The organism is Gemmatimonadota bacterium (genome assembly GCA_040388625.1).
Lineage (GTDB): Bacteria > Gemmatimonadota > Gemmatimonadetes > Gemmatimonadales > Gemmatimonadaceae > Fen-1247.
The window spans coordinates 290,663-313,560 of record JAZKBK010000002.1 but is presented as its reverse complement, the minus strand read 5'-3'; the positions used below and the strand labels follow the sequence as shown (position 1 = coordinate 313,560).

The window sequence follows — 22,898 nt, the reverse complement described above, 5'->3', positions numbered from 1 at the left end:
TTATCCGCTTCTGAACACTCCTCTACTACGACTGCTAGATTTCTATATCATTTAGGCTGTATTAGAGCCGGCGAGTCTTCCACACGAAGACCCCCCGACAAGCGACATGGTACGTTTACTCTCCTCCTCGGAAGTCAAGGAATACGGATGCGCTTTACGATCTCTCGTGAGAAGCTTCAGGAAGGCCTCAATGCCGTCTCGGCAAGCATTCCCACGAAGACAACTCTCCCGGTCCTGGCGAATATCCTGGTCGAGACGACTGACCGCGGTATACGGCTTTCCGGGACCGACCTGGATATAGCCGTCAGCACCGAAGTCGCAGCTGATGTCGAAGCTTCGGGTGCTGTTACGATTCCGGCGAAGAAACTGAGCGAGCTCGCCCGTGAATTGCCACCAGCGCCAGTAAAAATTGCAGCTCTCGGCGAGCAGCGAATCACGCTCGAGTGCGGCCGGTCGAAGTTCAAATTGCTCGGCCTTCCGAGGGATGAATTTCCAACCTTTCCGGTTGTGCGTTTCAACGAGAGTTGGCGTATCAAGTCAGGTGATCTTCAGAAGCTCATTGGCGCGACGGTATTTGCCGTTTCGACGGAGGAGAGCCGGCCGATTTTGAATGGTGTGCTCTGGGAGCTTCGCCCGGAGCAGATGCGGATGGTTGCCACCAATGGGCATCGTCTCGCGAAGATGGAAACTCCGATCGTTGCGAGCAGCGCGCCGGCGAGTGATCTGATTGTTCCACCCAAGGCGTTAGAGCAGGTACGCCGTCTTTTCCCGGCTGAAGAGGAGCTGGAAGTTGCACGTGGAGAGAATCACATTGGTTTTCGCTCACCGCTCACTGCCGTATACACGCGGCTGATCGAAGGACCCTATCCCAACTACGATCAGGTAATTCCTCGCGACAACGACAAGTACGCAATCGCCGATAAGAATGCGTTGATCAGTGCACTCAAGCGCATGTCAGTGATCGCCAGTGATCAGACGCACAGGATCCGTATGGCCTTCAACTCCGGAATGCTCAAGTTCAGCGTCACGACTCCGGATCTGGGCGAAGCCCAGGACGAACTTCCGATTCGCTACGATGGCGATCAACTGGAGATTGGATTCAACGCGAGCTATCTGCTCGAGATCCTGCGCTTCATGCCGACCGATGAGATAAAACTCACCTTCAAAGCACCAGAGCGCGCTGCCACAATCGAGCCAGAAGGCTGGACCGATCCAGCGACGTATATGTGCCTCGTAATGCCGCTACGATTGATGGATTGAGTCTTACCGAAAACCGGCAATTGTCGCCGTGTCGGTAACGTGTTGAATGAACTGTGTCAGCTTTCCCGACGTGGTGATGCTCACGAGGGTGGTCTGCAACCCACGGGAGCTGAGCAATCTGCCGGCGGCAGTGTCCAGGAAGAGATCCATCACGCCGGTTCCAGTTGCTGTAACGATGATTCGATGTTGACCTTCAGTACCTTCGCCAGCTGCGGATAGAGAATCCGTACGATGTATCTGAAGCGCGACTGCATTTGTGAAAGCTGTGTCTCCAACCACGATGTAATTACTGATCACGGTTGACTCGGCGGGAACGGTCCCCCTGCACCCTGTCGTAGTGGTTGAGTCTCGCCACCGATCGCCGACTGCGAGCTGGTTGGGCAACTTTGGGATAAGTTGCTGGGCGCGTGTTATCAACGCGGAGCTGCTGTCGCACGACGCTGTAGTACTAGGAGCTGGATCTACTACCTGTAAATCACCCGACGCGGAAAGAGAGATAGTTGTTTTCTGACTGAGCTCTGGAATCTGCCGTTTCTGGGTCGTATCGAGAGCCGGTGCTATGACAGCATCAGTGATGATCGTGTATGCGTAAGTTCCTGGCGCATACGTGAAACTCCACGGGCCACCTCGTGACATGCGGGCTGGGAGTGCAGGAGCCACGGGCACTGGTTGCGACTTGGGCTGAGCCGGATTGACTTCAGGCTTGTTTACGGGTGTTGGCTCGATTGCTGGCGATGCGGCCACACATGCAGCCATGAATACCGCGCCCAACACGCTCGCCATCCCGGACAGTTTCATCATCGGACCTTGAAGAGAGAGGTGCCACCGGCCTATAAGCCGGGTTCTGTACGCCAAGTCTTTCGACTGGCTGACGGTCATTTCTCTCGACGCGTAGTCACCCACGCGTTCCAGCAGCCTACCCGCGGCGTCTTTGTCAGGGTGGACACCCTTCGCCGCCTATTTGGCCTTGCTCCCACTGGGGTTTGCCAAGCCGTACGTGTTACCACGTACGCGGTGAGCTCTTACCTCGCCGTTTCACCCTTACCAACGGTTTCCCGTTGGCGGTTTGTTTTCTGTTGCGCTGTCCGTCACTTGGCGTTTTACCGCCTCGTGCCCAGGCGTTACCTGGCAGTGTGTCCATGGAGCCCGGACTTTCCTCGGAATAGTATCGCAATGATACTATTCCGCGACCGTCCAGCCGGTGGCACTGCCTGAATCTAACGGAGTCGAAGAGTACAGTGTGATGATCCAGTGGTGATGGAACGATGATGTCGTGATGATGTGCCGCTATATGATCGTGCTCGTGAGCGAACATCCGCTCCGTTTACCATCATCCCGAGGATGCGTCATTGCCGTCTGACAAGCCACGCACACATGTCCCGTCTGTCGCTGTTCGAGCGCCGGTAATTGCAACGGTGCTCACACCATTGGAGCGAATCAGGGTAGACGTCGCTTCCAGTGGAGTCTTCGAGGTCCTGCATCGCGGTTCAGTGGATGAGCTGGCTGAGGATGTCCGGTCGCAGGAAGTGGACGCTGTAATCCTGTCGGTTGCCAGGTACGATACCGGAAGCACGGCGCGAATGGCAGCGATGGTGAGGGAGTTTCCAACTGTGCCGACATTTGCGCTTCTCACGGATGTACAGCGCTCCACTCCGCATTCGGTTCTCGAGCTAGGTCGGGTCGGCGTACGCACGCTGATCGATGCACGATCGCCGGCTGGATGGTCGGCATTGCGCGATCTGTTGACTCATGAGCGCTCGACTGACGTCCAACGGCAGATGCTGGGCGCGCTGAACCTGGATCTTGCAGGGGTAGCGCCTGACTGCTGGAAGTTCTTCGAGCTTCTATTCACCCACAAACCTTACATCGCGAACGTCCGTCAGATGGGACGCCATCTCAACGTTATTCCGGGGACGTTGATGAGTCGGTTCTATCGTGCGAATCTGCCGTCGCCCAAGCGTTACATCGACGTTGGGCGTCTGGTGCGAGCGGCGCGGCTACTCGAGAACGCTGGACTTTCGGTTACGAGTGTGGCACGAAAGCTGGATTACTCTTCCCCTCAGGCCTTCAGCAGGCATGTACGCTGCGTGCTCGGTATGTCGCCTGTGCGTTTTCGTGAAGCGTACGACGGGGAGAAGATGCTGCGCAAATTCAGGGAGGAGTTGATCCTTCCACACGTAGCCACCCTGCGGTCATTCCGGCCCGTGAGTGCCCAACCGGGATGGATATCCAAATGCGCTTAGTTCCAGCCGAGGATCGTCAGCTGCGCATTCTTGTGATAATTTCGGCTGCCTTGGCAAGGGATCGAACGTGGTAGCCAGCGGCCTCTATACGTTCGCGGCCGCCCTCCTCGCGGTCTACGAGTGACAACACGCCGATGACCGTGGCTCCGGCGTTCCTGACGGCTTCTATTGCCTTGAGCGCCGAGCCACCGGTTGTGATGACGTCCTCGATTACGACTACACGATCGGATTGCAGGAATGGACCTTCGATCAGCTTGCCGGTCCCGTGTGTCTTGGCTTCCTTCCGCACTGTGAATGCGCGAATTGGCTTGCCAGCCAGGGCGCTCGCATATGCAATGGCGTACGAGACGGGATCAGCGCCCAGTGTAAGGCCACCGACGGAATCCGGTGTCCAGCCAGCGCTGGTGATCTCGTCGAATCCCAAGGGGCCGATGAGTGCAAGGCCCTCCGGGCTCATGGCAGTCATTCGAGCATCTATGTAGAGATTGGAGCGCGCGCCGGATGCGAGTGTAAATTCTCCAAGGCGTGCAGATCGCGTGGCGAGGAGCTCTACCAGTTCATCATGCTTCGTCATGCGCGAAGAATATACAGAACTCCTCTCGGATTCTTCAGTGCTTGATCAGTGTTAGATAATATTCCGGCAGGCCTGGGCTGGGTGCTCGTCGGTATTGGGGCAATCGTTTTTGTCCTTGTTGTTCGTCGTTTTCGTACCCAGGCGCACAGGCTTCAGGAGCGCTCCAGAGAGCTCGAGCATCTGTCGACCGAGTTGATTCGTGTCAACAAGATGAAAAGTGAGTTTCTCGCAAACGTATCCCACGAATTGCGCACACCGCTGAACGCGATAGTGGGGTTTGTGGACCTGCTGCGTGAAGGTGTGTATGGGGAATTGACACCGAAGCAAGCCGGACCAGTCCAGCGAATCGAGGCATCTGCCAGCCATCTCCGACATCTGGTCGATCAGATACTCGATCTTGCCAAAATCGCTGCAGGACGACTGGAAGTTCATTCCGAGCCAATCGACCTGCGGCCATTCATTCTTGATGTTGCAAGCGAGGTCGAACCACTGGTGTCGGAGAAGAGTCTCTATCTATCTCTCGCACTGAGCTCGGTACTTCCGCGGGTTCGGACCGACCCGACTCATCTACGGCAGATCATCCTGAATCTGTTGGGAAATGCCGTGAAGTACACACATAAGGGCACAATAAGTGTGCGTACCCGAATGATTCCGGCTTCCGACGCATCCATTCCAGCAACTGTCAAATCGGTTCAGGACGCATCTCTTACCGTCGGGCGTCCATGGGTTGCAATTCTGGTGTCGGATACCGGAATTGGAATCGGGAAGAACGATCAGGCGCGAATATTCGAAGAGTTTGAGCAGATCAACGCTGGACCGCGTGGTGATTCGATGAATCGCGGAACCGGGCTTGGTTTGCCGATATCACGTCGCCTCGCACGGTTGCTGGGCGGTGACGTTACGGTAGAGAGCGAGCTTGGGAAGGGCTCAACGTTTACGGTCTGGTTGCCTGGAGAAGCGGCGTAGTAGCCTGGATAGTTTTCCCTTCTCTTCAACCGGCAGTGCAAGTGTCCGTTCCAGCTCGACGGCGAACTCCATGACGCTCGGATAGCGGTCCTTGGGTTGTCGGGAGAGACCGCGCATTACGACTTCCTCGACTTCCGGGCGGAACTGCAGATCTTCATTTGCCTGGCTGAGTGGAATTGGCGGCATGGTGAGGAGCTGCGTGAACATTTCCCGTGGCTGCTTGGCCGTATAGGGGTGGCAGCCTGTGAGCAGAAAGTACGCGATGGTGGCCAGGGAATACTGATCTGCGGCTGGTGTGACCAATTCACCAGACAACGCTTCGGGGGCCACATACATCAGCGTTCCCACGAAGAAGCCGGCCCGCGTCAGACGCTCGTCGGCTGGTGTATTCGTGTCAGTCGCGATTCCGAAGTCGAGCAGCTTGACTGTACGGGTTTGCGGGTCGTACATGACATTGTCAGGCTTCAGATCGCGATGGACTATGTTCTGGCAATGCGCGGCATCGACGGCAGCGGCAATCTGAACAGTGATTACCGACGCCTCGGCTGGATCGAGATGGCCTTTTGTTTTGGCGTATCTTTCCAGCAATTCCCCGGCAGCCCATTCGATGGCGAGGAATGGGATTCCGCCTTCGGCTTCGCCTGTTTCGATCGTGCGAACGACGTTGCCATGTTCTACGCGAGCACCGAACTTCGCTTCACGGATGAACCGCGCGACAGCAGTAGGATCCTGCCGCAGACGCTCTCGCAGCACTTTGAGCGCTACGCGCCCATGCTCGGAGTGATGCGCTTCGTAAACGGCGGACGTACCGCCTTCACCGACCTCTCGGTCGATCGCGTACCCGGCGATCGTCGTTCCGACCAGATTTTCTCGTGGCACTCGGCGAACCTAATGCGAATTGGGCGGCGGGGACAGGGGCAGGACGCTATATAATACGTAATGATCGTGCGATGCCTTCGCTGCCCTCACACCCATGGACCAGTGCATGACAGTGATGTCGCTCAGATGGCTCAGACTTGGCGCGGTGGTATTTCTAGCGGCGTGCGCCTCGGGTAACGCTGCTGGTCCTGGGTCCGGGGGTAGAGATCCCCTGCAGAGCTACGACCCGAACCGTGCCTCGACGGCTGGGGATACGGGGGTATTTGCTACCATCTATGGCAGGATGGGACTCGCCGCATCGGGTCCGCCGATCTTCTTTGTCGGTGACGTTGCCTACTTCGCCACCAAGTCGCCTGACACTACGCTTGTTGTCGTTGGAATGTCGCTGCCGAACAAGGGCCTGTCCTTCAGGAAGGATCCGGATGGCTACTCAGCCAGCTATGCTGTGGATCTCACACTGGAAAACAGTGCTGGCATGGTAGCCCAGTCTCGGGACAGCGAGTCGGTGCGTGTGCCGACGTTCAGGGAAACGTCCCGGACGGACGAGAGCGTGATATATCGTAGAGCATTCCGTGTGGTTCCCGGCAGTTATTCGGTGACCTATGCGGTACGAGATGGAAGCGGCCAACGTAGTGCGGGCCAACGCCAGTCAATCACTGTTCCGAAACTGTCGTCTCCGGCACTATCCACCCTCGAGCCGGTATACGAGGCAAAGTCACGGCAGAACCTGGACTCGGTGCCATCGTATCTTCCCGCCCCACGCGCGTCTTACCTGTTCGGTGTCGATGACTCCGTGGCGGTCTACCTGGAGTCATATGGCACAGCCGGTCCGGTCTCCATGCAGGTTCGTACTCCGGACGGCAAGGTCGCCTGGCAAGGAAGCAGGTCACTTTCAGCGCAAAGTGCTGGCCTTGCATCGGGCATTGTAACTGTTCCGCTCGTTCATGCCGATGTGGGCATCGGGACCATCATCGCAACGCTGCCTGGATCGCCCGACACCATCGGTACGCGGATGTTCGTCGGCTTCGGTCCCGATCTTCCAGTGTTGTCATTCAAGGACATGTTGGGGTATCTGCGTTTTTTCAGCACTCCGGACAAACTGAAACCGCTGTACGACGCAAAGCCAGAGGAACGCGGTGCGCGATGGACCGCGTTTCTGCACGCGACCGATCCAAATCCGTCGACGCCACAGAACGAAGCGCTGGACGATTATTTCGGCAGGATTCGCGATGCCAATGCGATTTTCATCACCGATACGCCACGTGGGTGGCTGTCGGATCGCGGCATGGTGTTCGTGAGCCTTGGTGCACCGACGAACTCGTACGAGGATTACGGGTCGATGTATATGGGAGATATCGGGGTGGTGAATCAGCTGTCGACGCGCGTGCGGATTCTCGTGTGGGAGTACAGCCAGTATCAGACACGGATCATATTCTACGATCCCAACGACACCCGCCAGTGGCGTCTCACACGACCGAGCATGGCGGTGTTCCAATCATTACTCACCCGCATGACGAACAGATAAATGGACGTAGAGCTACCACAATCACCAAGACTGTTTCTGGTCGATGGCTATGCGCTGATCTACCGCGCCTTCTTTGCCTTGATATCGCGTCCTCTCACCACGAGCCGTGGGGAGAACACGTCTGCCGCGTGGGGAATTGCAAACTTTCTCCAGAGGCTGTTGAATACACACCGCCCGGAATATCTGGGATGGGTGCATGATTCGGGTCTGTCATTCCGTCACGAACGGTACCCTGCCTACAAGGCTACGCGCGAGAAGCTGACCGAGGAGCTGCAGTCGGACTTCGATCGCGGTATGGAGCGAGTCAGCTCGCTCCTCTCAGCGTACGGAATTCCGATTCTGTCGCTGGAGGGTTACGAAGCTGACGACGTAATCGGAACGTTGGTAAGGAAATCCGTGGACGCCGGCGTCAACGTTGTCGTCATATCGGGAGACAAGGATTTTCAGCAGCTAGTGCGTCCAGGGGTGTGGTTATTGAATCCCGGGCGTGGTGGTCCAGCGAGTGTCGAAGAACACTGGGTTGGTGTGGAGAATGGCGCCGAGCGGCTTGGTGTACCACCCAGTTTCGTCACAGATTATCTGTCTCTTGTTGGTGATTCGTCGGACAACGTGCCGGGTGTGAAAGGAATCGGTGACAAGACTGCATGTGAATTGGTGGGCACCTATGGTCACCTCGAGGAAATTCTCGCACATGCCTCCGAAATCACGAAGAAGCGACCGCGCGAGGCTCTTCTCGAACATGCAGAGAACGCGCGCCTCTCGAAGGAGCTCGTCACAATCCGCGACGATCTTCCGGTCGAATTTGATCTCGACGCATTGAGGGTCGGCGCGCCGGACAACGCAGCTCTGGCACAACTCTATGTCGAGCTGGAGTTTCATACGTTCGCCAAGGAAGCCGCTGGCGCTGTCGAAACGCCAAAGGTCACCCAGTCGGCAAAGTACAGTACAGTAGAAACTCTGGTGGAAGTCGAGCGAGTCGTACGTAAGGCACGCAAAGCGCGGACGATCGCGGTCGACACGGAAACGACCATCGATCCAGGATCGCCATCGAAGGTCGATCCACTCAGATCGCATCTCGTTTCGATATCCATCGCGGTGGCGCCGGGCGAGGCATACTACTTTCCCTTCGCGCATACGGACGGTACCAGTCATCAAGGAGAGCTGCTCGGGACAGCGATCAAACCGGCATCGAACGTGAAGAACCTTCCGGCACTCATGTCGGATGCGATGAAGCCACTCCGGGATCTGCTGGAAGACGAGTCCGTTTCAAAGACGCTTCAGAACGCAAAGTATGACATGCTGGTCCTGCGTAGTGAGGGCGTCACTCTTCGTGGTGCCGAGTTCGACACGATGATCGCGAGTTACGTTCTGGACCCAGGCCGTCGGTCGCATTCCCTCGACATGCTGGCGCTCGAGTTCCTGGATCACACGATGACGTCATATGTCGACGTGTGTGGCAAGGGAAAATCGGAGATCACCTTCGACCGGGTGTCTCTGGACATCGCTCGGGATTATTCGTGCGAAGACGTGGACATGACGCTGCGGATGCGCGCGCATTTCGAGCCACAACTAGACGCCCACGAGCTCACTCCTCTTTTCAAGGAAGTGGAGATGCCGCTCATCAGCGTTCTCGCCGAGATGGAATGGAACGGCATCGCAATCGATTCCCAACGATTTGCGACACTGAAGGAACGCTTTCAACGTGAACGCGAACTGGTACAGCTGCAGATCTACAAGGAAGCAGGTGAGGAGTTCAACATTGGATCCAACGTGCAGTTGCGTGAGATCCTGTTCAATAGACTGAAGCTTCCGGTGCTGAAGAAGACATCGACGGGTCCTTCCACCGACGCGAGCGTCTTGCAGGAACTCGCCGAGGAGGGGCACCGTCTCCCATCGTTGTTGATGGAATACCGGGAGCTCGCCAAACTGGAGAGCACGTATCTGGACACCCTGCCGCGGTCAGCAAATCCGAAAGACGGAAGGGTTCATACATCGTTCAATCAGACCGTGGCGAGCACCGGCAGGCTGTCTTCGAGTGATCCGAATCTTCAGAACATTCCGATTCGCAGGGAGCTTGGCAGGGACATCCGGCGTGGTTTCGTGCCGCGTGCCGGGTGGACGTTGCTCGCTGCCGATTACTCGCAGATCGAATTGCGGTTACTCGCACATCTGTCACGCGACAGCAATTTTGTCGAGGCATTCAATGCTGGTGGTGATATTCACAGGCAGACCGCGTCGATCATCTTCGACGTACCGCTGGAGTCGGTTACGCCTGAAATGCGCGGTCGTGCAAAAACCATCAACTTCGCAACGATTTACGGTCAAGGGCCGCATGCGCTCTCCAGACAGCTCGGTATTACCCATGCTGAAGCGCGGGATTTCATAGCGAAGTACTTCGAGCGGTTCGAAGGTGTCAAGCGATACCTCGACTCGATGGTGGAGTTCGCGCGTGAGCACGGGTACGTGCAGACGATCTTCAATCGTCGCAGGTATATCCCCGAGTTGCGAGAGCGCAACTTCAACATGCGCGCCTTTGGCGAACGTACCGCGGCAAATTCGCCAATCCAAGGTTCGGCCGCCGATCTGATCAAGATCGCGATGATTCGTGTGGATGAGTCATTTCGCGAACGGGGCTTTGAAAGCCGGATGCTGCTACAGGTTCACGATGAGCTTGTCTTCGATGTCAAGCCATCGGAGCTTGATGATGTGCGCGAGGTAGTTGTCTACCAGATGGAGCACGCCGCCGAGCTTTCAGTACCTCTGGTCGTGGACGTTGGAGTTGGCGACAACTGGCTCGATACCAAGCTGTGAGGTCGAGCAATCATCGCTCGACCTCAGGACCGTTTCGGGAAGCGTTCCGTGTACGCAGCGCAGTATGCACCGGAAACGAGTGATGCGAGAAACACGAGCCCAACGACTCTGCCGAGTAGCGCCCAGATAATCGGGACTTCGATCAGGTAGGACACCAGGGTTGCTGCGAGGCCGAGGGTCATCGTGTACATCGCAACCTCACCGACGTCGCCGCTGAGCCTGATCGCCTGGCGGCGCGCGATGCGGAGTGGGATTTCGTGCATCACTCGTCCCCACCAGGCTGCGGTACGTATCAGGATATTCCGGCGCGCCTCCACGGGTTCGTTCAGTGCTCGTACATCTCCGGTAAATGAAACGGTCCGAAGCCTGCTCGCGACGTCCTGTGTGAGCCGATGCACATCGTCATCGGGCCAGTCATCCATCAGTATTGGCTCGCCAATCTGTACGGACACGACTGTATTCGGCTCAGCCTTGTCGGCAAACGTGGTTCCGATAGGGACTATCCGAATGTCGTGCACGTTGGCCTCACGTGCTCGCAGTGCGACGCGTGCGAGGCCCGTCCTTAGCGGCGCAAGGTCCGGATCATTATGGCTCGTTCCTTCTGGAAACAGAAGCACTGCTCCGCCCGCGCACAACTCTTCTATGATTGCCTCGAAAGAGCGACGATTGCGAAGCGGATCATGCGCAACAGCTCTATCGGATGCGCGGCTGAGCGGCACGATGTGAGCTACCTTCATCAAGACTGCGCCGGCGAGGCTGTCGCCCAGTGTGGCCTTCGCGGTGATGCGTACTTCGCGTGGAACGACATCAAGCGCCAGCATTGCATCGACCAGCGCGCTCTGGTGATTCATCGCCACCAGAATCGGACCGTGCAACGGGATACGGTCCAATCCAGTGATGCGTATGTCGCTGTAGAACCAGTGCAAGCCGATTCCGCTGAGCCAGCGTGCCAATCGTTGAATCATTCCACTCGGTTATAACGAGCCGGACGGCGTCTGCGTTCCTGGAAAGTTGTCCGGGACACCACGCATGATAAGTAGCGCAATACACATCGCGATGGCTACAGTTGCAACTCCGGCGCGGTATGCAATGCCCTTGCCGAAGCTCGGCATGAGTCCGTCAACAGCCAGCGCCCACACCAATGGCCCAACAATGGCGGCCGCTCGTGCCGAGAGTACCATCAGTCCGAAAAACCGCCCCGCCTCTTCGTCAGGGATCAACCGCAGCAGCATCGGACGCTCGGCCACGTTCACTCCGCCATAGATAAAGCCGATCATTGCACCAACTATCCAGAACGCCTGACGTGACGGCGCGGCAATCATCGCAACGAGAAGTACGACCCAGGCGCAGAGCACGGTCATGAGTGTATTCTTTGGTCCGATGAAATCGGTGAGCCTTCCCCACAGCCACGCCCCGAAGACGGCGGGAATCGTCAGCACGACAAATAGTGTCGTCTCACTTCCACTCTTGAATCCCATCGCCACCACGGCGTACAACGCCATGAAGCTGATGATCGTTCCCATTGCGTCCTGATATACGAACGAGGCGATGATAAACCTGAGAACACCGGGATACTTGCGTGATTCCCGAATCGTATTTGCCACATCGTGGAATGCCTGTCGCCACGGTATGGTCTGGCGGGTGCGTACCGGAAAGTGATCCCGACAGAATACGAACAGCGGAATACTGAAGACGAGATAAAGCAGCGCCGTTGGTGCGAATGTCGCAACACGGCCGCCCGATCTGGCGAGCGGAAACACCGTCCGCAGGGCGTGCATGAACGTACCTGGGAGCTGTCCAAGTACCGGGAGCGACCCGTCGAAGAATGGCTTGATCATGAGCACGCCGAGGATGGACCCCGTATATCCGAGAATCGCGCCGAGTCCGGAGAGACGTCCCCACTTGTTTGGTGGGGCCAGCTCGGGCAGCATCGCATTGTAGAATGGAAGCGCGCCCTGATAGGCGTAGTTCGCGACGACGAATGCGGCGATTACGAAAACCAACGGAAGTCCGGATATTACAAATCCGGTAGCACCGGCCGGGTTCAGCACTGAATCCCCAACGCGAGGTATCAGGTATTGGCCCACGGCGCCGATGGCGACCGTCGCGAGCACGGCGACCAGAGTGAATCCGACCACCCAGGGCTTACGTCGCCGCGTTACGTCGGAAATCGCGCCGAGGACAGGTATGGATAGCATCACCAGAACGGAAGCGATCCCATTTCCGACGGCTACGTCGGCATTCGAGCCGTGAAGATCAGATACCAACCACACGGCGAAGTACAGAGTCGCGATGTTCATCGAGAAGATGGTATTTGCGAACTCGTATAACGCCCAGCTCCAACGCTCCCTTGCAGGAGCCTGATTCAGTACGAGAGCTGTACCTGGCTCTTCTGTTCCCGACGGGTCATGTACTATGGCTGTCATCGGCCTCAAATTAAGGCTCCCAGGTGGATGGCGCTTTCAGTGTGGACTGGTTCTGGCAAGCGGGGGGAGGTGAGCTCTTGCATCTGATCGGCTCGTCAAATGTCGTAGCCCGGCATGTAAAATCTTCTGTCGCCTGCATGCTGGTGACGTTAGCCATTATGTCGGCGCGGTCTGGTGCACAGGCCGCGAGAGGGCCGGCAGCCGAGGTGCTGGCCCCACCGGTTGACTCGAGTTTGATTGCCCGTCCCGCGGACCATCACTGGTCCTATGGGGCATGGTTCGCTGGTGGGACTCATGAGCCTATCAAGACGCGCGAAGGTCACATGGAAGACCGTGCGCTCTATGTAGCCGGCGTTAGCGCGGCGCGTTTAATCGGTCGGTGGCGGTTCGGCGAAGTCAGCTTCACTCCAACTCTGGTTCCAGCGGTAATCGCGACGGCAAACAGGGAATACGAAACGGTGTTTTACAATGGAGGCGGGGTTGGGCTCCTGCCCTACAAGAAGACGGCGTTCGGAGCTGGCCTGATTCCGATCGCCGCTGAAGCCACGCTGCATCTGTCAGACAGGACTGGTATCGTCATTGGTGGGGGTGGCGGAGCCGCGTTCTTCGATCGCCGAATTCCGGATCCCGCTGAAACCCGGTTCAACTTCCTCGCGGATGGCCACACCGGCATGTATCTCCACTCCAGCTTCGGAACGGCCACCTTTGGATTCAGATTGCAGCATATATCGAACGGTGGCACCGGGCGCGTCAACCCGGGAATGGATACGCGGATGTTGTACATCGGCTTCAGGCCTTAGCTCTGCTCTAACTCTGTTCGAAGTCCTGTCTTCCAAGCGCCGCCGGCGAGTTGGTTCTTCCGTGCGTAGCGGCCAGCGCGACCAGAGTAAGGACGTACGGAAAGGCGAGAAATAGCTGATACGGCAGGTTACTCCCGGTTGCCTGAAAGAAAAATTGCAACGCGCTCGCAGCCCCGAACAGGAGCGCCGCAAGTGCAGCGCCGAGCGGGTTCCATCGTCCGAGAACAACTATCGCTATGGCGATGAAGCCGCGTCCAGCAGACATGCCTTCGACGAAGGTGCCAGCCTGTGCAAGTACGAGCGTGCCACCACTTATGCCTCCGAGCAACCCGCCAAACAGCACAGCAAGGAATTGCACTTTTTTCGCGCGGATACCAGCAGCTATTGCCGCCGCTGGATTTTCACCAATCGCGCGCAGGCCGAGCCCTGCATGCGTCCGGTATGTCCACCACATAACCACCGGAACAAGCACGTAAAGGACGTACGTGATTGACGGCTGCACAAATAACGCGCGGCCAACTACCGGAGTCCGGGACAGCAACGGTATCGGCATCGGATCGAGTGTAGGCGTATTTAGAGCGGCACCGGCGCTTCCGTACAGGATGCGGTACAGTGTTCCCGTTCCACCCAACGCGAGCAAAGTGACAGCCGTGCCCGATATGATCTGATCCGCACGCAGCGTGACCGCAAACAAGGCGAAAATTGCAGCGACCGCGCAACCGCACACAGCTGCGAACGCAAAGCCGGCCCAGACTCCACCGTATCCCGCACCAACGACAGCACCCAACGCGCCGGCGATGATGCTTCCCTCCAACCCGATATTTATTATGCCGCTCCGCTCCGTAACGGTCTCGCCAAGCGCGGCGAATGCGAGTGGAGTGGCGGTCCGCACGACGCCCTCGAGGAATGCAGAGGTCCCGTCGATCATGCGCTTGTTGTCACTCTGTCGGCCCGAAGTTGCGCAATTGCGATGACTGCCAGAATCACGATGGCCTCGATTACCGACGCTGTGGTAGATGGAATCCCGATGTTACGCTGCATGGCACCGGCGGCAGTCTCGAGTGCGCCAAATAGAATCCCGGTGCCGATCACCCCGAGTGGATTGAGTCCGGCCAGAAGCGCGACTGCGATCGCCGTGTAGCCATACCCGGGCGAGATGTTTTCGTACAGGGCAAACGTTACGCCCGATACCTCGATCGCTCCAGCCATTCCTGCAATTGCTCCACTCGCGACGAAAGCAAACGCGGTCACTCTGGAGACATCTATGAGGCCGGCGCTTCGAGCTGCAAAAGGATTGACACCACTCGCTCTCACTCTGAAGCCCGTTGCGGAGTACTTCATCACCCACCACGCTATCACTGCAAGTGCTACTGCAATGACAAACCCCCAGTGCAACCTCGTCCCGTCCAGAAGGATTGGCATGTGCGCGCCGCTCACGATGCCACTGGTCTGCGGATAGACGTGCGTTGGTTCCTGCAACGGACCGCGTACCAGGAACGAGGCGCCGTATGTAGCGATGAAATTCAGCATTATCGTACTGATCACTTCAAGGACGCCAAAGCGCGATCTCAACCACGCCGCGATGGCGGCCCAGATGGCACCGGCAACCACGCCCGCAATCAGAGCGATTATCAGTGCAAGCCACCCGATCCCGGCCGGTGCGGAAACGCCGACCCACGCAGCCGCCGTCGCACCAGCGATGAACTGACCATCTGCGCCGATGTTCCATACTCCGGCGCGGAAGGCGAGCGCAACTGCGAGGCCTGTTATCACCAGCGGCGTAGCATGCACCAGCATGTCGACGACGAATGCCATTGTCTCCGTCATGATACGGGCAGCCCGAGCATCGCTCTACCGATCGACTCGTATTCACGAGGCGGTTCCGTCACCTTCCCCGCGTGCACGACAACTACGCGCTCGGCGAGTGCGAGAACCTCATCCAGATCCGATGAGTAGATCACGACCGCCATGCCGGCATCACGCGCCGCGAGAATGCGTGCGTGTACCGCTGCAGTTGCCTGTACGTCGAGTCCACGAGACGGGTTCTCCGCAACCAGTGCGGTCTGCGATCCCTCGATCTCCCGTCCAACGACCAATTTCTGTTGATTGCCACCCGAAAGCGAGCGAGCTCGCGTCAGCTCGTCAGGAGCCCGTACATCGTAATCTCGAATGAGCTCGCGAGTTCGCCTCCCGATGGCAGCCCAGCTCATCACTCCGTGGCGGGTACTTGCACCGAGCAGAGCAACATTGTCACGCAACGAAAAATCCTGGATCAACGCATCGCGATGCCGGTCTTCCGGAATGAAGCCAACTACCGGTGGGATCCCCACGTCGCCGCTAGTGACACGCATTCGTCCGGCAAGGACGCGTAGCAGTTCGCGCTGCCCATTTCCTTCCACCGCCGCGATCCCAACTATTTCTCCTGCATGAACGGAAAGCGTGACGGATCTGAGCCGCTCCACGCCACCGTCGTCGCGAACAGAAACGTTCTCCAGCGAGAGGACAGTGGCGTTACGATCTGTTGCGATTGCGGTAACCGGTTGTATCTCGGTGCTGGTCCGCTCTCCACCCAACATGGCGGCAACAAGAGTCTCTTCAGTTGCTTCGGACGCGTGTCCGCTCCATACGGTCGAGCCGCGTCTCAGCACTGTGATATCGTCCGCAAATTCCAGTGCATCGCGAAGCTTGTGTGTTATAAGGATCGCAGTCCCGCCATCGCTTACGAGCTCGCGCGCCTTGTGAAGCAGCTCCCTCGACTCGGTTGGAGTCAACACTGCCGTAGGCTCATCCAGTATGAGTATTCTCGTATCGCGGGACAATGCCTTGAGGATTTCGACCCGCTGTTGTGCTCCGGCAGGAAGATCTTCGATCCGCGCCGACGGATCGACCGCGAGTCCTGTGCGCGCAGACAGCGCCAGGATCGCGTCGCGAATTTGCGTGGGACGAAAAGTGCCTCGGCCGCCCAGTGCAATATTTTCGGCGACTGTCATGGCCGGTACCAGCGTGAAGTGCTGATGTACCATCCCGATTCCGGCAGCTATCGCATCGGCAGGCGATGCAAATGATCGATCGGTGCCGTCAACCGCAATGCTGCCCGAGTCCGGCCGCAGCATCCCGAATGCGATGCGCATGAGTGTCGTCTTGCCAGCGCCGTTCTCGCCGAGCAATGCATGGACAGTTCCACGCCGTGCTTGCAACGATGCACCATCCAGTGCTGTCAACCGGCCGAAGCGCTTGGTGATCGACGCCAGCTCGAGTGCGACGCCGCTCACCTGATCAGAGACCCGTTGGTGCCTCTATAAATGTCCATGGCACACCGAAACGGTCCGAAACGTGGGCTGCAAGCGCGCGTACACCGAGCGTCTCTGTAGCATAATGGCCCGCGTAGATGACAGTGATCCCACTCTCGTCCGCGTCCACCGCGGTGTGGTGTGATCCCTCACCGACTATCAGTGTGTCGATGCCGCGATCGCGCGCTTCGTTCAGGGTTTCGGTACTCGCACCGGCACCCGTGCAGATTGCCCACGCGTGCGTTCTGCGTCCCGAGTCGATGGGTGTCGTTCGTGCCGAGCCACCGTGCGATCGAACGAAGGCATCCGCACGTGCTGCAAGCTCTGTCGTTGCGACATCACTCTCACCCGATACACCGATCGATATCGTCCTGAAGCGAGCGAACTCGGCAGATGGCTCCAGCCCAAGCTCGGCGGCAAGCAGCGCGTTATTGCCATACAGCGCATGTCGGTCGAGCGGCAGATGAGACGAATAGACTGCGATGTCTCGCGCCAGGAGCGCTCGGATTCGATCGAAGTACTTTCCGCGTATCGGCTGCAGTCCGCCCCAGAACATTCCGTGATGCACTATCAGCAGGTTCGCGTCAGCCTGTGCTGCAGCCGTGATTGTGCGTAATGAAAAATCCACTGCAGCCGCCACTCGACTTACGGAACCGCTGTTCGCCAGTTGGAGGCCATTCAAGGCGTTCGGGTAATCCGGCACAGAGTCGGTTTCCAGCAAGTCGTCCAGATATCTGACGACGAGAGCGGTTGTCGTCATTCCGGCACCTTTAGTGTTTTCGCGTCGATCAGCTTCCGAGCCGAGTCCAACCTGGCAACCGTTGCCGGCAAGATCTCGGGTGCAAGCCTGGGATTGGGCACCCAGCGAACGACGCCGTCATTTTCGCCCAGTCGGTAAACGTGACCCTTGAACGCGCCACTCTTCACGTCGCGTGCGATGATCATCATTGCTCTTGGAAGATCGATCACGACGCTTCCGAGCGTGACTTCCGGTGCAACTCCGTTCTGGTCGGAGTTGGATCCGATTATACGGACAGTCCGGGATTGACGCGCTGCCTGGAAAACGCCAAGTCCGGCCGCATCTGCATCCTGGAATATCACGTCCGCGCCGCGGGCGATCTGTGCGAGCGCCTGCTCCCGGGCTGCGCTTGCGTCATCCCAATTCCCAACGTAGGCGGTGAGCAGCTTCACATTCGGATTGACAGACTTTGCACCCGCTTCGAATGCCTTGAATGCAGCAACGACTGGGGGTAGCTGTGTCCCGCCGATCGCTCCAATGACGCCACTGCGAGAGGCCGCGCCTGCGACAATGCCGGCCAGATATGCACCGTCCGAAAAGGTGAAATAGACACCGCCGACGTTCGGTGCTGTTTTCACCCCTGAGGTAGTCACGAATACCGTTTTGGGGAACGACGGCGCGACGCGGATCGCTGGATCCTGATACTCGAAGCCGTGTCCGAAAACGAGGTTGTATCCCTGCGCGCCGTACTGCCGAAAGTTCTCGTCTATCTCCGCCGGCGTCTGCGTCTGGACGTTCGAGATATGCGCGCCGAGCGAGTCCTTGATTGCCAGGAGGCCCTGATAGGCGCCAGCGTTCCAGCCCTGATCCGAGATCGATCCTGTCGTCACGAGTGCGACCTTGAATGCATTGGATGCTGGCTTCGCCTGCTCTCTGGCGCCTCCGCAAGCCACGATCGCGATTGCGAACAAGCTGTGGATAACTGTGGATAACCTTGATACAGGTTGACATGTAAGAGTGCTAAGTCTTTTCATGACAACGAGTTATGACAATTGTTGATAACTGTGTGAATATTCGGGAATTCATCGGTCACTCGATTGCTCCCATGGCTTCCAGGAGGCGATTCAGATCTTCAGTGGAATAGAACTGGATTCTGAGCTCACCCTTGTCGCGCTTCTTTCGAAAGAGTGAAACATCAGTTTGAAAACGCTTTCGCAGGAGATCTTCGACATGTCTTACTTCAGGCGGACGGGTGTCTTCCTTACGTGGCCTGCCGCGGTGTGGCTTGTCATGACGTGGTGCGTCCTGTCTCACGCGCTCTTCGATTGCGCGGACCGAGAGGCCATGCTCGACGGCCTCTGTGGCGAGCTTCGTGGCCAGCGCGGCATCTTCGAGTGCCAGGAGTGGTCGCGCGTGGCCGAGGCTCAACGCACCCGTCTCGAGCATCTTGCGTACGGCTGCCGGCAGCTGAAGAACTCGCTGGAGATTCGCGACGGTGGAGCGATCCTTTCCAACCAGATCCGCGATCTCGTTCTGGGTAAGGTCGAACTCGCTTGCGAGACGGGCGTAGCCTTCGGCTTCTTCTATCGGGTTGAGATCTGCGCGCTGCAAATTCTCTATCAGCGCGAGAGTCAGCATTGTACGGTCGTCGTAGTCCCGGACTATTGCTGGTACTGTGGTCCATCCGAGTGATTTGACTGCGCGGAGGCGACGCTCGCCGGCGACGAGCTCATATCCGTCCTTTGTGTTTCGCACCGCTATCGGTTGCAGCAAGCCCGCCGTCCGAATGCTATCAGCCAACTCTTTCAGCTCTTCCGGGCTGAATTCCTTTCTCGGCTGGTAGTGGTTCGGTCGGATGTCGACGATCGTGATTTCACGAAGTGCACTGACTGGCTCCGCCACCTTTGTATCTGATTCTTCAGCAGGTGCCGTTGAAGATGATCTTGGCCTTTGGGTCGTTCGCTCGCCGAGCAGGGCGTCGAGTCCTCTTCCAAGGCGGCGAGGCGAAGGAGTTTTGTCTGCGCTCATTGGGCCGGTTCCCCATTGCCGTTGGTTGCCAGTGCTTCTCGTTGGATGAGTTCTCTCGCAACGCCCATGTACGCTTGCGCACCAACTGATGCTACGTCGTAGAGGATAATCGGCTTTCCGAAGCTGGGTGCTTCGGCGAGCCTGACATTCCGCGGAATTACCGTTTCGAAGACCTGTGAGCCGAAATATTCACGTGCATCGCTTGCAACCTGGCGACTGAGGTTGAGCCGAGCATCGTACATGGTGAGGAGAACCCCATCGATGCCGAGTGATGGATTGACACCTTGCTGGACCCGGTGAACGGTGTTGAGGAGCTGAGAGAGGCCTTCGAGCGCGTAGTACTCGCACTGTAGCGGGATAATCAGGGCATCTGCCGCTGCCAGCATGTTGATGGTGATGAGTCCGAGTGACGGGGGGCAATCGATGAGGATGAAATCGTAGTCATCTCTGACCAGTTTCAGCGCCTCTCGCATTCGCTGTTCCCGGTGTGGCTGATCGACCAGCTCGATTTCGGCGCCTGCGAGATCTGGTGTCGCTGGGACGACGTCGAGGAGGCGGAAGTGCTCACCCACCTTGCGGGCTTCTGCGACGGTTGCCTCACCCAGAAGCACTTCGTAAACCGTCTTGCCGATGTCGCTGGGCTCTATTCCGATACCGCTGGTGGCATTGCCCTGTGGATCTCCATCTACCAGGAGCGTACGCTGTTCGGCAGCCGCGAGAGAGGCTGCGAGGTTCACTGCGGTCGTCGTCTTTCCGACGCCGCCTTTTTGATTGGCGACAGCTATGACTCTGGACAATTGACGGAATGTACCTGGCGGAGGGAGAGGTCGAGGAATCTAAGGCCGTCTGATGCGTGTTGCATGATCTCCCTCGCGATCCACGACTTGGCGCGAGGTATGAGGGTTCAGCCGCGGGAAGGTGGGATGTTCAGGACTGGAAACACAAGAGAGGGCAGCGTCAGCTGCCCTCTCTGTGGAACGTGAAAAAAGCCAAACCGTGGAACGTGAAAAAACTAGTTACGGGTTTGGGGTAAAGCGCCAGTCCGCCGAGACACTGACGGTGATGGTCTGCTGCCCTGGATTGATCTGGGTTTCTGCGGACTGAGCCACCGTCTTCGCGGCGAACATTGGTCTTGGAGGAGGAGGATAGGATCCACCGCCGCCAACACTCAGGTGCATGAGTGGACCAAGGGATCCACCAGCGGCCTTGGCGGCAACTTCGGCGTCAGCGCGCGCTTTCACTACCGCATCCGCAAGCGCCTTTTGACGGGCAGCGTCGGTATTGCTAGCGTAGAAGTCGAGTGAGGAGATGATGTTGGAGCCGTTCGCCAGCGCGGTATCGAGCACTTTACCAATTTGCTTGAGGTCATGTATGTCTGCGAGCACGGTGTTTGTCACCGTGTAGCCGGTGAGTGTCGGCGCCCGATTGGGGTCGTAGCGATACTCCGGGTTCACGCTATAGCCCGTTGTCGAGAGCTGTTCGTTAGTTAATCCTAACCCACGTAAGGCAGATAAAACGGCATTCTGCTTCCTGGCATTGTCTGTCGCTGCCTCCGCCGCGGTCGTTGCCTTGGTCTGAACGGCGATGCTGATAGTCGCACGATCCGGAGTGAACTTGGCGTCTGCAGTCGCAGAGCTCGCGATCGTCGGAATCGGGTCGTGGGTCATGGGTGCGCTCTGAGCTGAGAGCAACGTTCCCGAGAAGACGGATAGTACGAGGACTTTATCGAGTAGCATCAAGGCTCCAGGAAATTTGTAGAAAGGACGTTGGGTTCGCCCCTGGTGTTGGAACACCGATGCGGCAGCTATTGTGCCGGCTGCCTCGGCGGAAGGAGGAGCTCGAACGTCAGGGCGTTACCGGCTCGTAATCGTGGATGCGCGCGAGATCCATTCCCGTGGTACCCCTCGTGGTGGACTCGATGAACATCGAACGGAATCGCGCGTTCCAGATAATCTCGTTCGCCTTGTACGACGTTCGGGAGTGCACGGTTTGCGAAAACGTTTCATCGTTTCCCGAGAGCAGGACGAGGAATTCTGCTTCGTTTGCTACCAGTGTTTCAGCAGTGCAGTGGAACAACGGACTGGATTCATCGATCGGGTGCACGACGGTCCAGCTCAGCGCGAAGAACGTGACCTTGTCGAATTCGAGCGGCAGCGATGTGAACTCTCGCACACGCTCACCGTTCGGCCGCACGGCGATCCTGCTGTACATGATTTGTACCGACACTTCGATCAATTGATTGCTGCGTTCGTTTGCGCAACGGAACATGAACGCTCTGATACCACGGTACGGTGCGATCAGCGCGTGCCTGCTATACATGATTGCAGCACTCGGTCGGGAGAATCGCGCGAACACCAGACCTGTCGCGAGTGCTGCACTCAGCAATCCAATGAACGACTCGATACTAAGCAGAATATTCGCCGGCATCCCGACCGGCGCGATATTACCGTAGCCGATGGTACCGAATGTCTCGACGCTGAAGAAGTAGGCACGGAAGTAGTCACTGAACAGCGTGGAGTGCCCAGCGAAACCAGCACCAGCCAGTGCGTTGCGGCCGCACGCGAGATAGCCGAGTCCGAACACAGCATTCACAACGACGTAGAACGTCGCGATGATGAGCAGGAAGCGTCCCCATCCCATGCCCAGCAAGGCGTGGTATGGAGCGAATATGTGCCTGCCCTTGGTTCCTGCGAGTTCTACATTGAACGTGCCGTCGCGATTTAGTAGCCTTACGCGACTATCTACCGCGATGCGATTTCCGAAGCCCAGATTACGAGCGGCGTCCGGGTCTGTAACTGGCTTGTTTACAGGGGATACTGGATCAGCGATGCGACGAAACCCTCAGCGAACGTGTCGTGAATTGCTACTCGCTAACTGTAACCTTCATGCCACCAACCGTGAGAGCCGCACTTCCGAATGGAGCGGCCATCGGAATCATTTGCGCGCCAACTCCGCGTCGATGACTGATTGCAGCCAGGCTGACAGTTACGATGCGGACTTCAATGCGGCAGAAAGTTTCCTCACTTCGACTTCCGGATCTGCAACTTCAACGACCAGCTGATCGAACTTCTCGTGGTTCAGCGCTATGACTATTGTGTTGTCCGTATCGTGCACATCATAGAAGACGCGTCTGCCATGCTGATAGAATGTGCCGGCAGTAATGACGCCTGGAATCTGGGTGCCGGGCATACGAAGGCCATGCCACCATCCGCGTGCTGCTTCGGGATCTATCGTTACACCGGTAATGTGTACGAGCGGGATTCGGATCTGGCTCCTGAGTGCCCAGAACTTATCCATGCCCTGGACATCGAAGACGGCCATGCCATCGGCGATCGATATTTCGACCAAACGCACGCT

At 57.7% G+C, this 22,898-nt stretch carries 21 protein-coding genes and 1 other RNA gene; 6 read left to right on the top strand and 16 right to left on the bottom strand.

The window, feature by feature from the left end; genetic code table 11:
* The first annotated feature begins 147 nt into the window (after positions 1-147).
* Entirely contained in the window at positions 148-1,260 is a 1,113-nt protein-coding gene (dnaN, locus tag V4529_05110) for a DNA polymerase III subunit beta (protein MES2357703.1), read from the top strand.
* 3 nt (positions 1,261-1,263) lie between these two features.
* On the opposite strand, the gene V4529_05105 is transcribed toward dnaN, so the two are convergent.
* Both V4529_05105 and rnpB read right to left on the bottom strand, forming a co-directional pair.
* The gene (locus tag V4529_05105) at positions 1,264-1,557 is read right to left on the bottom strand and encodes a hypothetical protein (GenBank protein MES2357702.1); all 294 of its coding nucleotides are present in this window, start codon (positions 1,555-1,557) and stop codon (positions 1,264-1,266) included.
* Between the two features lie 520 nt (positions 1,558-2,077).
* Positions 2,078-2,466, bottom strand: an RNA gene (rnpB, locus tag V4529_05100) — RNase P RNA component class A.
* Positions 2,467-2,609: 143 nt separating this feature from the next.
* Between rnpB and V4529_05095 the strand changes: the two genes are divergently transcribed.
* A complete protein-coding gene (locus V4529_05095) occupies positions 2,610-3,503 on the top strand; it encodes a helix-turn-helix transcriptional regulator (protein MES2357701.1) in 894 nt (297 codons plus the stop codon).
* 16 nt (positions 3,504-3,519) lie between these two features.
* On the opposite strand, the gene pyrE is transcribed toward V4529_05095, so the two are convergent.
* Positions 3,520-4,077, bottom strand: a complete 558-nt coding sequence (pyrE, locus tag V4529_05090; GenBank protein ID MES2357700.1) for an orotate phosphoribosyltransferase — start codon at positions 4,075-4,077, stop codon at positions 3,520-3,522.
* A gap of 48 nt (positions 4,078-4,125) precedes the next feature.
* Between pyrE and V4529_05085 the strand changes: the two genes are divergently transcribed.
* Positions 4,126-5,043 carry a HAMP domain-containing sensor histidine kinase gene (locus V4529_05085; protein MES2357699.1) on the top strand — a complete coding sequence of 306 codons (918 nt, stop codon included), beginning with the start codon at positions 4,126-4,128 and terminating at the stop codon, positions 5,041-5,043.
* Here the strand turns inward: V4529_05085 and V4529_05080 are convergent.
* On the bottom strand, positions 5,005-5,922 hold the full coding sequence (locus V4529_05080; GenBank protein ID MES2357698.1) for a serine/threonine-protein kinase: 918 nt from the start codon (positions 5,920-5,922) through the stop codon (positions 5,005-5,007). The two genes, V4529_05085 and V4529_05080, sit on opposite strands and share 39 nt — an antisense overlap.
* Positions 5,923-6,028: 106 nt before the next feature.
* On the opposite strand from V4529_05080, the gene V4529_05075 reads away from it, so the two are divergent.
* Complete coding sequence (locus V4529_05075; protein MES2357697.1) at positions 6,029-7,447, top strand: GWxTD domain-containing protein; 1,419 nt, start codon at positions 6,029-6,031, stop codon at positions 7,445-7,447.
* Positions 7,448-10,258, top strand: coding sequence for a DNA polymerase I (polA, locus tag V4529_05070; GenBank protein MES2357696.1), 2,811 nt, complete (start codon positions 7,448-7,450; stop codon positions 10,256-10,258).
* A gap of 23 nt (positions 10,259-10,281) precedes the next feature.
* Here the strand turns inward: polA and V4529_05065 are convergent, their stop codons facing one another.
* Both V4529_05065 and V4529_05060 read right to left on the bottom strand, forming a co-directional pair.
* Complete coding sequence (locus tag V4529_05065) at positions 10,282-11,211, bottom strand: 1-acyl-sn-glycerol-3-phosphate acyltransferase (GenBank protein ID MES2357695.1); 930 nt, start codon at positions 11,209-11,211, stop codon at positions 10,282-10,284.
* A 21-nt stretch (positions 11,212-11,232) separates the two neighbouring features.
* On the bottom strand, positions 11,233-12,684 hold the full coding sequence (locus V4529_05060) for an MFS transporter (protein MES2357694.1): 1,452 nt from the start codon (positions 12,682-12,684) through the stop codon (positions 11,233-11,235).
* A gap of 143 nt (positions 12,685-12,827) precedes the next feature.
* On the opposite strand from V4529_05060, the gene V4529_05055 reads away from it, so the two are divergent.
* Entirely contained in the window at positions 12,828-13,484 is a 657-nt protein-coding gene (locus V4529_05055; GenBank protein ID MES2357693.1) for an acyloxyacyl hydrolase, read from the top strand.
* A gap of 7 nt (positions 13,485-13,491) precedes the next feature.
* Here the strand turns inward: V4529_05055 and V4529_05050 are convergent, their stop codons facing one another.
* From V4529_05050 to V4529_05005, 10 genes are all read right to left on the bottom strand, one after another.
* Positions 13,492-14,412: an ABC transporter permease gene (locus V4529_05050; protein ID MES2357692.1), complete on the bottom strand. Its 921-nt coding sequence runs from the start codon at positions 14,410-14,412 to the stop codon at positions 13,492-13,494.
* Entirely contained in the window at positions 14,409-15,311 is a 903-nt protein-coding gene (locus V4529_05045; protein MES2357691.1) for an ABC transporter permease, read from the bottom strand. The genes V4529_05050 and V4529_05045 overlap by 4 nt, the downstream gene beginning before the upstream one ends.
* Positions 15,308-16,756, bottom strand: coding sequence for an ABC transporter ATP-binding protein (locus V4529_05040; GenBank protein MES2357690.1), 1,449 nt, complete (start codon positions 16,754-16,756; stop codon positions 15,308-15,310). The genes V4529_05045 and V4529_05040 overlap by 4 nt, the downstream gene beginning before the upstream one ends.
* A gap of 4 nt (positions 16,757-16,760) precedes the next feature.
* Entirely contained in the window at positions 16,761-17,534 is a 774-nt protein-coding gene (locus tag V4529_05035; GenBank protein ID MES2357689.1) for a Nif3-like dinuclear metal center hexameric protein, read from the bottom strand.
* Positions 17,531-18,484 carry a BMP family protein gene (locus V4529_05030; protein MES2357688.1) on the bottom strand — a complete coding sequence of 318 codons (954 nt, stop codon included), beginning with the start codon at positions 18,482-18,484 and terminating at the stop codon, positions 17,531-17,533. The genes V4529_05035 and V4529_05030 overlap by 4 nt, the downstream gene beginning before the upstream one ends.
* A gap of 118 nt (positions 18,485-18,602) precedes the next feature.
* Complete coding sequence (locus V4529_05025; protein MES2357687.1) at positions 18,603-19,415, bottom strand: ParB/RepB/Spo0J family partition protein; 813 nt, start codon at positions 19,413-19,415, stop codon at positions 18,603-18,605.
* 122 nt (positions 19,416-19,537) lie between these two features.
* The gene (locus V4529_05020) at positions 19,538-20,338 is read right to left on the bottom strand and encodes an AAA family ATPase (protein ID MES2357686.1); all 801 of its coding nucleotides are present in this window, start codon (positions 20,336-20,338) and stop codon (positions 19,538-19,540) included.
* Between the two features lie 219 nt (positions 20,339-20,557).
* Positions 20,558-21,277, bottom strand: coding sequence for an SIMPL domain-containing protein (locus V4529_05015; GenBank protein MES2357685.1), 720 nt, complete (start codon positions 21,275-21,277; stop codon positions 20,558-20,560).
* Positions 21,278-21,386: 109 nt separating this feature from the next.
* Complete coding sequence (locus V4529_05010; protein MES2357684.1) at positions 21,387-22,292, bottom strand: ion channel; 906 nt, start codon at positions 22,290-22,292, stop codon at positions 21,387-21,389.
* Positions 22,293-22,526: 234 nt separating this feature from the next.
* Positions 22,527-22,895 carry a hypothetical protein gene (locus V4529_05005; GenBank protein MES2357683.1) on the bottom strand — a complete coding sequence of 123 codons (369 nt, stop codon included), beginning with the start codon at positions 22,893-22,895 and terminating at the stop codon, positions 22,527-22,529.
* Between the last annotated feature and the right edge of the window lie 3 nt (positions 22,896-22,898).

Coding starts and splice junctions, on each gene's coding strand:
- dnaN (MES2357703.1), top strand. CDS start 148: ATGCGCTTTACGATCTCTCGTGAGAAGCTTCAGGAAGGCCTCAATGCC.
- pyrE (MES2357700.1), bottom strand. CDS start 4,077: ATGACGAAGCATGATGAACTGGTAGAGCTCCTCGCCACGCGATCTGCA.
- V4529_05075 (MES2357697.1), top strand. CDS start 6,029: ATGACAGTGATGTCGCTCAGATGGCTCAGACTTGGCGCGGTGGTATTT.
- polA (MES2357696.1), top strand. CDS start 7,448: ATGGACGTAGAGCTACCACAATCACCAAGACTGTTTCTGGTCGATGGC.
- V4529_05060 (MES2357694.1), bottom strand. CDS start 12,684: ATGACAGCCATAGTACATGACCCGTCGGGAACAGAAGAGCCAGGTACA.
- V4529_05050 (MES2357692.1), bottom strand. CDS start 14,412: ATGATCGACGGGACCTCTGCATTCCTCGAGGGCGTCGTGCGGACCGCC.
- V4529_05045 (MES2357691.1), bottom strand. CDS start 15,311: ATGACGGAGACAATGGCATTCGTCGTCGACATGCTGGTGCATGCTACG.
- V4529_05035 (MES2357689.1), bottom strand. CDS start 17,534: ATGACGACAACCGCTCTCGTCGTCAGATATCTGGACGACTTGCTGGAA.
- V4529_05015 (MES2357685.1), bottom strand. CDS start 21,277: ATGCTACTCGATAAAGTCCTCGTACTATCCGTCTTCTCGGGAACGTTG.